Below are 12,672 nucleotides of genomic sequence, written 5' to 3'. Positions count from 1 at the left end.
TACTGCCATAAAAAAAGCTGCTCTTTGATAAGAGCAGCTTTTTTATTAACAACATTTATTCAAACATGCACAGATTAGCGATTAGGCACCGTTAGGCGTTGACCGCGTTGCAGCATAGTATCGACTGCAATGTCATTCATATCCGCAAGCTCTTTGGTTGAAACGTCGTATTTGCGTGCCAAACCAATCAAGCTGTCTCCTGAGCCAACCGTATAGCTGACCGTCACTTTCGGCACTTTGATGGTCTGACCACGTTGTAACTGAGCTTTAGTCGAAATATCATTGGTAGCAGCTAAGTCTTCAACTGAAACACCGAAGCGGCGTGCTAAAGCGATGAGTCCATCGCCAGACTGCACCTTGTAGCTTTCTGTGTTGCCGAGCTTTTTGCCGCTATTACTGGTAGCTGGCGCGCTATCAGACTTACTGGTGGTCTCTGTGCTCACCGAACTACTGCTCTTGCTACTGGCCGCAGCATTCGCACTAGTACTCACGCTACCTTTAGCAGGAATGGTAATCGTGCGACCTAAGATCAAGTTAGAATTGGTCTTGAGGTTATTAGCTGCTGCCAAATCACCCAAGCCAATATTATAACGCTGGGCAACACCCGTCAAAGTATCGCCTGATTTTACCTTGTAGCTGACTGCCTCATCATTTAGCTGACGATCAACCAATTCTTTGGATACAGGAACTTTAATCGTTTGTCCACGTTGCAAACGCGCCTTAGCATCAAAGTTACTGTTTACGGCAGCAATATCTTCTGCGCTGACCCCAACACTATTAGCGATGCCAATCAAGGTATCCCCTGATTTGACTTTATAATTGCTAGTCGGCGCTGAGCTTGAACTGCTTGCTTTGGTTGTGGTGTTATTGCTATTAGCAGCGCTCTGTGTAGCAGTAGGCGCACTGTTAGAAGTAAAGTCTACACTGGCAGGTACTTTTAAGGTCTGACCGACGTATAATGAATCTGTCGTACCAATATCATTAAGACTGGCCAATGTCTCAGTCGTTATATTAAATTGGCGTGCAAGTGCAATCAAGCCATCACCCGCTTTTACTTTATAGTTTTTGGTCGCAGTCGATGACTTCTTCGGTTTAGTAGATGGCGCGGCAGGAGTGCTGACTGGCGCTGTTACTTTGCCTGGGATAAGCCATAGTTTCTGACCTCTTAATAAGTCTGCACGGCTGCTCAAATTATTATAACTTGCTAGCTGCGTCACTGATAAACCAAAGCGATTGGCAGTACCTATAAGCGTATCGCCACCTTGTACCACATAACTTTCAGGCTGGCTGGCGACAGTGCTGCTGGTAGCGCTCAATGGCTCGATAGTTTTGGCGTTATATAGATATAAAGTACTACCAGAGAGTAGCTTGGCACTGGCATCCATCTGATTCCATTCGGCAATATCGCGCCAGCTCACACCAGAGCGACTGGCAATGTTAGCCAAAGTATCACCGCGTTTGACCGTATAAGTGGTACGTGTGCCTTGTGGTTTTGGCTTACTAACTGAAGTTTTCGGGAAGCTCAGTTTCTTCTCCTGTCCCGTGGCTTCTAAGATGGACTGCTGCGTCTGGACGGCAGATAGATTGATATTACCATCGGCGTTAATGACATTGGTTTCAGGCGTATTAATACGAATTTGATTGGCAATAAAATCACGCTCCGCTTTACTTAGCGGCGGCTCTTGAATGATGGTATTGTTTTGAGTGATTTGCGCTGATGTGGTCGGTAAGCTGTTACTACTTTTCAGCTCAGCATTGATTTTTTTGGTCTCTGCTGAGGTTAAAGGTGGCTCTGTACGCACTGAGGCACTGCTGCTATAAACTGAGCTGCTGGTCGTTGATGACGATGGCGGAATATAGCTGGTGGTTTGCTGCGGGACGCTTGCACTGGCAGCATAGTCAGCAAGACCCTTGCCAGTACCCGGTAATGATGAGCTGGTAGTATATGGCTTATTATTATAGCTTGGCGTTGTTGACCCAGAGTAGCTTGGCGTAGTCGTCGTAACAGCATTGCTAGAAGCGAGAATATTACTACTGCCATTACCCCTCAAAGCGCTCAGCTTCACATCAGTGGTCAGACTAACATCATTAGGAATAATAATACGCTGCGGACCTGATGAATCGATACGTGCTGAGGTTAACGCCGTATTTAATCTTTCTAATTCATCGTAGCTAACACCCGTGACTTGCGATACTTCGGCTAAGCTTACGCCATAGTTGACAGGTACACTACGGAAATGCTGACGGTTAGCGATAGCCGGCAAATAGACACCGTATTTTTCAGGTTTGGCAACGATTTCGGCAACTGCCAAAAAGCGTGGTACATAGTTCATGGTTTCAGTCGGTAATCTGAGTGACCAATAGTCGGTAGGTAAACCTTGAGCTCTATTGGCATCAATGGCTTTTTGCACACGACCAGGACCGGCATTATAAGCGGCTAATGCCAGCTCCCAACTACCAAACTGATTGTGCAATGCCGTCAAAAAGTCATAAGCGGCACGTGTTGACTCAATCACATCACGGCGACCATCATATGTACTGCTTTGATTTAGACCATAAATACGTCCCGTACTCGGAATAAACTGCCATAAACCTGCCGCTGCCGCACTACTGGTACCACTTGGATCGTAGGAGCTCTCAATCACAGGCAGCAAAGCCAGCTCGGTTGGGATATTGCGACGCTCTGCCTCTCTTACTGTGTGATAAATATAGCGACTGGCACGCGCTGTTAAACGGTTTAGATAGTCCTGTCTACTGGTAAACCAGCCTTTTTGTGCTTCAATACGCTGATTATAAACCGGCTGTCCACCGTTCATCCGATACCCAGCACGCAGGCGATTCCACAAGTCACCATATTGTTGAATAGCAAGTTTGTTGCCCTCAACCATAGTCATATCGGTGGCTTCCAATAAATCAGCAAGCTCATCTAAGCTTTCAGCATCCAAAAATGCAGTCGAATAATCTGCATTTCCCGTTGGCTGAACTTGCGTGGTAGGACGCTTAACCACAGCTGTGCTGCCAGTCGCACCCGTCTTTTTCACCGCTGATGTATTACTACACGCACTGATAAGAAGAGTTGACACCGCAAGCGTCAATGGTAAAGCTATAAATGAGCGATAGTTTGATGACACAGTAGACATGATAATGGAAGTTTCCTAACAACGAGAAGTGATGAAATAAAGTTGATCGACAGTATAGTACGCAATATCGAATAAAGACCAGCTCAATATAAAAGATAATGCACAAAAATTAATGTACCCTATCATTGATGGCTAAAGGTTCTGCTCATTGGCTGACTTTATTATTGAACGAAGACTAATTAATCGTAACTTGGGATACAGCACGCAGAAGTATGGCGTCACCAGTAGACAAAGCCAGTGTCACTCTTGAAGTAGTAACAAAGGAGACCTTTTGACCATCTTTGACCCAGCTTTCGTTAGTCGTTACATTGGCTTTTGCTTGTTCACCTGAAATTACAATGTTATCAACATTGATGTCATAGCGATAGTTTGAGGTATTGCCCCAACTATTTTGCAGCAATTTTAAATAAGCCTCTTTATCCAAACTGGTAGACTTGCCTTTTCTTGACAACGAAATCAATGCCTCATCAGAAACCAAACGCGCCACCTGATTAATATTTCGATTATTAGCGGCAGACTTCATAGCAGTTGCGTAGTTTTGTACCAAGGCTTCAGTCATGGTTGCTGCTTGCGCAGTGATAGTTATGGTGCTGACAGCAGCAACGATTGCCGCCAAGCTGGCACCTTTTATCAATAGAGCCAATAACCCTTTTCCCCATAGTTGTTTCATGATATTCCTTAATGGTGGCTTTATAATCATTACTATTGAACGACAATGAAATAGCTACGATTTAATTATAGAGTGCTATTTATATCTAATAAATCTTATACCCTAAACTTTTAACTACTGACGAACTAGTATCTTCAATCGATGCAGTAATTAACGAGTATTTCTATTGATAGGCATTTCTAACAAGTGCTTTTATATTAGATTTCTAGCAGCCTCTTATTAGGATACTTTTAGCCTATCACTTAATTCTCACAGCCATGTGACACCCTGTGTAATTATTGCGACCACCTCATTAAAGTATGCTTTTTGAATAAATGAGCTATCTTATAAAAAGCATACGATAAATTATCAATAGTTTACGCAATAAAAACTGATTAAATTTTTACTGCTTACTGCTTACTGTCAGCTGTATAGTCTTCATAATGCTCATCATCGCTCAGCTTCATACCCAAGCGCTCGACACGTCTGTCCATCATTTGCCGTGCCAATGCTTGCATGTCTTCAACGCGATCTATCTCATCGACAATCTCAAGACCTAAGAGAGTTTCAAACACATCTTCTAGAGTAACTAAACCTTTGACTTCCCCGTATTCACCGACCGTAATGGCAATATGGATACGGTTTTTCAGCATCAGCTCAAGCAAATCAAACAATTTCATCTTTGAAAAAACAAAAGTAATGTCACGTTTAAACTGCGTCAATGGCTTATGTACGGCATGATTCACTTTTGCTAACAGCATGTCTGTTTTTAATACAAAGCCTGTAATATTATCCAAATCACCATCATAAATCGGTAGTCTAGAAAAGGTCAATTTTGGACGATCAACCAGCAACTCTGCTACTGTTTTGTTCTCTTCAAAAGCTAGCATCACCGAACGCGGTGTCATAATATCTTCAACCTTAATAGCACCAAATGCCAGTAAGTTTCGGATAATACGCGACTCTAATGGATCGATTTGTCCTGCTTCTTCACCAATACTGGCAAGCGCGGCAAATTCGCGACGGCTAAAGGTTTGTGGCTCTTTACCACGTACCAGCAGCTTGGTGAGTTTTTCTGAGATCCAAATTAGTGGATATAGCAGTAGAATAATACCACGTACAAAGTAGGCAACCATGCCACTGAGTTGACGCCAGTACATCGTACCTAAGGTCTTTGGAATAATCTCAGATAAGAATAAAATAGCGAGGGTCATGATGGCAGAAAACAAACCAAACCAAGCACTACCAAATACAATCGTCGCTTGCGCACCTGCGCCTATCGAGCCTAGTGTATGTGCCACTGTATTCAAGGTCAAAATAGCAGCCAAGGACTGATCGATATTATCAATCTTTAAGCGTCTTAACATATGGGCTTTTTTTGGATTGCGCTCTTGAACATCAGCGATATAAGACGGCGTCATCGTCAGGAGTGCTGACTCTGCCAGTGAACAGATAAATGAGATACCAATGGCAACGAGTACATATAGTATGAGCAGCAATATGCTACTTGTACTTGGGTCCGCTACTCCTTCAGCTGCCCAGACCGTTTGCGGTAGCAGCAGCGTTATCCAGACAGATAACGCCAACAATGATTTGATACTCAATCGAGTATCGCCAAGCATCGTCGGGGGAGGTTTGGCAGAGGCGTCTTTACGACAAGCACGCGAACGATGTAAACGAGGTACAGACATAAAAGAGGTGAACAAGTTAGGTAACCTAAACAAAGAAGTAAAAGGAAGTCACAATATATCATGAGCAGAGCCAAGCAGATAGAAAATATTATCTGATATGGTCTGGATCTTTGATATATAAATGAGCACATATCGCTCAGCACAATGGCTTAAATCTTACTGTAAAAACTGGCGACTATTTGCTTTCGATAGTAGCATTGATGCGCTTATTTCACAATAAATCGCTATATATTTCAATAATCACGATACATTTGCGAATGAGAGAAATACGGGTTTCGCTTGATGGCATGTTAACTATTTACTATTGGGCTTGTTTTATAAGTCAATGGATTCTATATAATGTAGACAGTTTAAAAAGTAAGATAGGCAAAATAATGCGCTATCAACATGCCTTTAGCTTAAGAAAAACATAACCAGCTTATGATTAACAGTTACCAAGTCTGGTATTTTTTGCTACTATGCGTCTAAATTAATTGTTATCTATAACTTGTCGAGAGAAACTATGTTGTTATTTATCCAAGCCGCTCATGCTGCTGAAACTGCCGGTGCGGCATCACTGTTCGGTCAAATCTTATTACCAGTTGCTTTTTTTGCTATTTTTTACTTTTTGGTGATTCGTCCACAATCAAAACGTACTAAAGAACATCGCGCTATGGTAAGTGCTTTGACAGTCGGCAGTGAAATCATATTTGCTGGTGGTTTGATGGGTCGTATCAAACATTTGGAAGGCGATTATGCAGTGGTAAGCTTAAATAATAATACAGATATCAAGGTACAACGTGCTTCTGTTATTTCAGTATTGCCAGCTGGTACTATCGAAAGCGTTTAAACGTCATTGGCATCTTTGATAATTGATATATGTGATCGTTAAAGTTAGTCAGCACGATAATGACTGGCTATTACTGTATCAGTATCAATTAACAGTTGTAATGATTATAAAATGACCGTACATTATTTACGGTCATTTTTGGCTTTATCGTTTTATGCTTTATTATCATCGCGGATGATCACAGTGGTGCACTATCATGGCTTCTATGGCAGCTAAATAAGCACCTCACCATTGTTATCGCTAACTTCCCATCTGCTAACTTGTGGCCTGCGTCGCCAGTAGTTTATCAACCTAAAGAAGTGATTATGCAATATCCCGCTTGGAAATACCTACTCATCACCGTCGTACTTATCATTGCCGGTCTATACGCTGCTCCTAACCTATATCCTGACGAACCTGCCGTACAGATTACTAGTGCTGCAGCAGGCACACAGTTGTCTGATGGCATTTTAACGCAGTCACAAGACTTGTTAAAAGAAGCTGGCTTGAACTACCATGATGGTACGTTTAAAGGTAACAGTGCATTGGTACGTCTTGACAATCCAGTCGATCAGCTCAAAGCTCAGGAAGTATTGAGAAAAAACTTGGGTGAGAACTATGTGGTCGCACTGAACTTAGCGCAGACAACGCCGCAGTGGTTGCGTGATATCGGCGCAAAGCCCATGAAACTTGGTCTTGATTTGCGTGGCGGCGTTCGTTTCGTCTTAGAAGTTGATATGGACAAGGCGCTCGAACAACGTCTGACCAGTGCCAGTCGCGATATTCGACGAGATCTAAGAGCTGAGCGCATTGCTGTTAAAGGTATCAAAAACGACAAGCGTAGCGTGGTATTGCATTTTTCTGATACAGATACTCGTAACCGTGCCCAAAACGTTTTGCAAAGTTCAATGGGTAACACCTTTGCCCTGCAATCTTCTATTGATGAGCAAGGCCCTGCCCTGATTTTGGCGTATAACGATGCAACGCTTGATGAAATCAACAGCTATGCGGTCAATCAAAACTTGACTACCCTACGCAATCGTATTGCTGAGCTTGGGGTAACAGAGGCCTTGGTACAATCACAAGGCGCTAGCCGTATCGTCGTTGAGCTACCAGGTGTACAAGATACCGCTGAGGCAAAGCGCGTCCTTGGTCGTACGGCCAATCTTGAATTCCGTATGGTCGCTGAAGGTGCCGAAAACTATACAGGCGGTATTCCACCTGCCGGTACTGAAGCGTTCCCATTTGAAACCCTTGATGGTCCGCCAGTATTATTGGAGCGCCAAGCGATTGTCACTGGTGATAAAGTTACCAATGCTCAAACCGGTATTGATGAAAGTGGGTCACCTGAGGTTAGTATTACCTTAGACAGTGCTGGTGGTAAGCTGATGCAGAATGCTACCCGTACAGCGGTTGGCAAACAAATGGCAGTATTGTTTATTGAAAACAAACAACGCATCGCTTATGAAGAAGACCCAGCGACTGGCGAAACGATTGAAGTTCGGACGCCATATGCTGAAACAAAAGTCATTAACCGTGCAAATATCCAAGCAGTACTAGGCTCATCTTTCCGTATCACTGGTCTGGATAGTAGTGCTGAAGCCGCTGAGCTTGCATTGTTACTACGCTCAGGCGCGTTAGCGGCACCGATGTATTTCGTTGAAGAGCGCACCATTGGTCCATCACTGGGTCAGGAAAATATCGATAAAGGGTTATTCTCTACGCAGGTTGGTTATTTATTAGTCTTTGCGTTTATGATTATCTTCTATCGTCTGTTTGGTGTGATTGCCAATATTGCTCTAGCAGTTAACGTTATTATTATTATCTCTATTATGTCCATCTTAGGCTCATCACTGACATTACCGGGTATCGCTGGTATCGTATTGACCATTGGTATGGCGGTCGATGCTAATGTTCTAATTTTTGAGCGTATTCGCGAGGAGATAGCTAATGGAGTGAGACCGAAATCGGCTATCGTGGCAGGTTTTGATCGCGCCTATAGTAGTATTTTCGATGCCAATATCACAACCTTACTGGTCGCCTTTATCTTATTTGCAATTGGTACAGGTCCGATTAAAGGCTTTGCGATTACTTTAGCCATTGGTATTGTCAGCTCGCTGTTTACGGCTATTTTGGTAACCCGTGCACTGATACAAATTGCTTATGGTAAGCGTAAATCTATCAAACGTCTGAGCATCGGTTAGGAGAAAACTATGGCAATCGATAATAACAATCCTCTAGAAAAACAGAACAATCCTGAACCGAATGGCTCAAATAATGAAGCAACTACGCGTCACCGTAAAAAGCCGCGCCGTGATGGCAAAGGCAGCAATACCCAAACCAATAACGCCACTGCTAAAAAATCAGCTAATAAAAATCCGCGGAGTGGCAAAAGCGCTAGTAAAGACAGTCAAGTACTCGCGCCTGCTGCTATCGATCCTAACTTAACATTGGGTGACGCTGCTGACGATGCAGCTGCCTATGCCGAAGGCGGTATCAAAGCCGTTGGTGATCAGCGTATCATCCCTTTTATGAAGATAGAAAAGCCAATGGGCATTTTATCAATCATTTTGGTAATTGGTAGTATCATTGCAATTGCGGTTAATGGCTTAAACCTTGGTCTTGATTTTACCGGTGGCGTGTCAGCAGATGTGCGCTATGAGCAATCTGTCGAGCAAGGTGATGTGGTTACTGCGTTGGCAGATAATGGCTTTGATGATGCAGTCGTGCAGTACCTAGGCACCTCGCAAGAGCTGCTAATACGTTTGCCGCCTCAATCTGATAACATCGATGGTCTTAACACCAGCTTGAGCGAAGCATTAGCGCTACCTAATAACGATGTTGAAATCAGCAACGTGAATATTATCGGTAGTCAAGTGGGTAATGAGGTTTACTTAAGCTCAGTCATGTCGATTGTGCTTGCACTAGCGTGTATGCTGGGATATGTCGCCCTGCGCTTCCAGTTCAAACTGGCACTTGGCGCAGTATTGTCCTTGTTTCATGATGCTATCGTGACCATCGGTGTCTTTGCCTTATTTGGCTTCCCATTCGATTTAACAGTACTAGCAGCCATCTTGGCATTGATTGGTTATTCATTGAACGATACCATCGTTGTCTATGACCGTATCCGTGAAAATTTCCGCCGTGTCCGCGGTATTAGTCCGCGTCAAACGATTGATTTGTCATTGACAGAGACACTACGCCGTACGATTATGACTATCTCAACCGTGCTATTAGTGGTATTAGCAATGCTGTTCTTGGGCGGTGATGGCTTATTCTGGTTCTCAGCGGCACTGTTTATTGGTTTACTTGCTGGTACTTACTCCTCTACCTATATTGCAAGCTCGATTCCTCTAGCGATGGGTCTGTCACGTGATGACTTTATCGTCAAAGTAAAACCTGAGTTTGAAGAAGAAATCGTGACTTTCAATGATCCAAAGATGTTTGAACAAGATTGATAATGGCACCCCTGCTCACTTGGTAAATTCTCTATTAAGTGAGTAGATAAGCGTGATCATGAAAAAAGCACCTAGACTCTAGGTGCTTTTGTTTATGTATCATGGTCAAAATCAAATCAATACCTAAAAATTTTAGCGCTGCTATAAGTTATTATCCTTAGCACTACCTATGAGCATTCTTAATCTGCCTATCTAAGCGATTGCCTTATGTCATCTATCCTACCGCCACGTCCTATGCCGCCTATTGATACTCGCTATGCACGTATTATCGCTATTGCATTGCCAGTATTATTGGCAAATCTTGCAATGCCACTCCAAAGCGTCATTGATACAGCTATTATTGGTAATATGAATGATACGGCAAAACTTGCTGGTATCGGACTTGCAGTACAACTGCTATCACTATTACTCGTCAGTTTTAACTTTTTGCAATATGCCTCATCTGGACTTTCTGCTCAAGCTCTTGGGCAATTAGATAATAGAAGCACTGCTCATAACGGCGAGTTAAAAGATAACCGTGGTCAGCAATCACCGCTGTTGTCCATCTTGCAACGCGCTTTGGTTTTGGCATTTATGATTGGTGCCGTTTTACTACTGGTAAAACCTTGGCTCATTGATATTGGTCTACAAGCGCTTGCCGCCAATCCTGATAGCGGCGATGCAGCAAAGACCTATTTAGATGTGCGCTTTTGGGGTGTGATTGCTGAGCTAATGAACTTTGCTTTTATTGGCTGGTTTGCAGGTCAAGGCAAGACCCGTTATATGCTATATCAACAAGGTTTTATCGCCATAATTAATATCATTCTGACACTATTTTTTGTCTTTGCAATGGATATGGGCTTGGTCGGTGTTGCATTGGGTACAGCGATTGCGTTCTGGCTGGGCGTAGTATTGGCATTATGGTTAAGTCGTCTACATTTGAAAATCTCTTGGCAGGCGTTATTTACCGCTGACCCGCAGCATTTTAATGAAGATAAGATGCTTAGGCTATTTTCACTAAATAAAGATATTTTTATTCGTACGCTTATTTTAACGTTAAGCTTTGCTTGGATTACTCGACTATCTGCTCAAAGCGGCGACGTCATACTCGCTGCCAATGCTATTTTATTACAAGTATTAAGCATCTCAGCCTTTGCCCTTGACGGGGTGGCAGTCTCTGCTGAGACGTTAAGTGGACAAGCAGCGGGTCGACGAGATTGGTCACGCTTTCGCATTATTGTGAAGCGTACCGGCATCGTGAGCTACGGCCTTGCTATCCTGCTAAGTGCAATATGGTGGCTTGCCATGCCCACATATTTACAGTTTATGACCAATATCGAACCTGTTTTTACGCTCGCTTACGACTATCATTTATATGCTGTCCTGTTACCACTTGTCGGGGTTGGTGCTTACTGGTTAGATGGGATATTTTTTGGTTTAACAGCAGGTAGCATTATTCGCAATGCAGCCCTTATATTAGCGGCTATCTTTTTCCCATTGAGTTGGTTGTTTTATCAGCAGTGGGATATGACGGGCATATGGCTCAGCGTATGGTGTTTATTGTTGCTAAGAATGCTGATACTTGCTGGATTTTTATATCGTGCTCATCAAACTGGTAGCTATGAAAAACTCCAACTTGACCATTGACCATTGACCATTGACCATTGACCATTGACCATTGACCATTGACCATTGACCGATCAGCATTACACTATTAAGCTCCCTTTAAAATTTAATAACAAACAAAAATGGTAAAAACTAGGATGTGACGTGAATACTCAATCAAATGAGATCAATCAAACTCAGGTACAGGGCTATGACTGGACAGAAGGCTTTAAAAAAAGCTTACCAGTTGCCATGGGTTATTTGCCAGCGGGCATCGCCTTTGGTGTGCTTGCGCAAGTTGCCGGTATACCAGTATGGGCAACGATTATGCTCAGCGTGGTGTTGTATGCGGGTGCCGCTCAATATGCCTGCCTACCAATGTTAAGTGCTGGATTACCGATTGGCAATATCGCAACCAATATTGCTGCTATTAACTTGCGTCATGTTTTTTATGGCATGCCGTTGTTACAATATCTACCAAAGAATAAAATAGCCAAGACCTATTGCTTGTTTGCTCTAACTGACGAAACTTTTTCGGTGATGACCAGTTTGCCGAATGAATCACGACAAGCGTTGATAGTGCCCATAAGCTTATTCAATCAAAGCTGGTGGGTATTAGCAGGTGCGATTGGTGTAATGATTGGTAGCGCTCTCAGTGATTTGGTGCCACATTTAGACTTTGCCTTGGTCTGTCTATTTGCGATTTTAGCTTATGAGCAATTCCAAAGTATCAAACGTTATTTCCCTATTATTATTGCTGTCATTGCTTTAGTCATCGCCTCTTTTTTTACTAGTAACTGGTTATTATTGGTAGCGATTACGATTTGTATGCTTATGATTTTAGTCCGTGGAGTTTGGGTGCAGCGCAGTGTGCAAGGAGGCAGTAATGAGCAGTAGTTATCTGATTTTTGCAACGTTCTCGATGGCAGCAGTGACTTTTATTACCCGCGCTCTACCCGCTTTAATACCCAAAAAGCTACTGGATACGCCTTGGCTGCATCGATTAAATGAAAGTTTACCGTTATCGGTCATGGTACTGCTTATTTTGACCAGCTTGTCTTATCAAGGTTTGTCACAAAGTACCGGTATCAATAGTGCGGAGATGCATTTACTAATGGCACAAATTGGCGCTTTATTATTGGTATTGTTTGTCTATCATATTAGCCGTCAATTACTGGTCAGCATGGTGGTAGGTATCACTGCGATTAATGGCTTTTTATGGTTGTTTAATGCTTTTTTAATCTAAAGAATCACTCTTAAAACTATATATTTTGACAATAAATTTAATAGCAAAAAGGCTGAATTCATTAAGAATCCAGCCTTTTTTTACTTACTTTATTTT

At 42.8% G+C, this 12,672-nt stretch carries 9 protein-coding genes; 6 read left to right on the top strand and 3 right to left on the bottom strand.

Annotated elements, in window-relative coordinates; genetic code table 11:
* Positions 1-74: 74 nt before the first annotated feature.
* The 3 genes from PSYCG_RS05540 to PSYCG_RS05530 form a co-directional block, all read right to left on the bottom strand.
* Positions 75-3,140, bottom strand: a complete 3,066-nt coding sequence (locus tag PSYCG_RS05540; RefSeq protein ID WP_020443315.1) for a LysM peptidoglycan-binding domain-containing protein — start codon at positions 3,138-3,140, stop codon at positions 75-77.
* Positions 3,141-3,315: 175 nt separating this feature from the next.
* Positions 3,316-3,810: a hypothetical protein gene (locus PSYCG_RS05535; RefSeq protein ID WP_011513448.1), complete on the bottom strand. Its 495-nt coding sequence runs from the start codon at positions 3,808-3,810 to the stop codon at positions 3,316-3,318.
* A 389-nt stretch (positions 3,811-4,199) separates the two neighbouring features.
* On the bottom strand, positions 4,200-5,480 hold the full coding sequence (locus tag PSYCG_RS05530) for a CNNM domain-containing protein (RefSeq protein WP_020443314.1): 1,281 nt from the start codon (positions 5,478-5,480) through the stop codon (positions 4,200-4,202).
* Between the two features lie 502 nt (positions 5,481-5,982).
* Here PSYCG_RS05530 and yajC point away from each other — a divergent pair.
* The 6 genes from yajC (at position 5,983) to PSYCG_RS05500 (ending at position 12,576) form a co-directional block, all read left to right on the top strand.
* Complete coding sequence (yajC, locus tag PSYCG_RS05525; protein ID WP_011513446.1) at positions 5,983-6,309, top strand: preprotein translocase subunit YajC; 327 nt, start codon at positions 5,983-5,985, stop codon at positions 6,307-6,309.
* 305 nt (positions 6,310-6,614) lie between these two features.
* The gene (gene secD / locus PSYCG_RS05520; RefSeq protein WP_020443313.1) at positions 6,615-8,492 is read left to right on the top strand and encodes a protein translocase subunit SecD; all 1,878 of its coding nucleotides are present in this window, start codon (positions 6,615-6,617) and stop codon (positions 8,490-8,492) included.
* 9 nt (positions 8,493-8,501) lie between these two features.
* Entirely contained in the window at positions 8,502-9,746 is a 1,245-nt protein-coding gene (gene secF, locus PSYCG_RS05515) for a protein translocase subunit SecF (RefSeq protein WP_020443312.1), read from the top strand.
* 207 nt (positions 9,747-9,953) lie between these two features.
* Positions 9,954-11,372, top strand: a complete 1,419-nt coding sequence (locus PSYCG_RS05510; protein WP_020443311.1) for an MATE family efflux transporter — start codon at positions 9,954-9,956, stop codon at positions 11,370-11,372.
* 123 nt (positions 11,373-11,495) lie between these two features.
* Entirely contained in the window at positions 11,496-12,227 is a 732-nt protein-coding gene (locus PSYCG_RS05505) for an AzlC family ABC transporter permease (RefSeq protein WP_020443310.1), read from the top strand.
* Positions 12,217-12,576, top strand: a complete 360-nt coding sequence (locus tag PSYCG_RS05500) for an AzlD domain-containing protein (protein WP_020443309.1) — start codon at positions 12,217-12,219, stop codon at positions 12,574-12,576. Before PSYCG_RS05505 ends, PSYCG_RS05500 begins: the two co-directional genes overlap by 11 nt.
* The last annotated feature ends 96 nt before the right edge of the window (positions 12,577-12,672 follow it).

This window comes from Psychrobacter sp. G (assembly GCF_000418305.1).
Classification (GTDB): domain Bacteria; phylum Pseudomonadota; class Gammaproteobacteria; order Pseudomonadales; family Moraxellaceae; genus Psychrobacter; species Psychrobacter cryohalolentis.
This window is presented reverse-complemented; position numbering and strand designations above follow the sequence as displayed.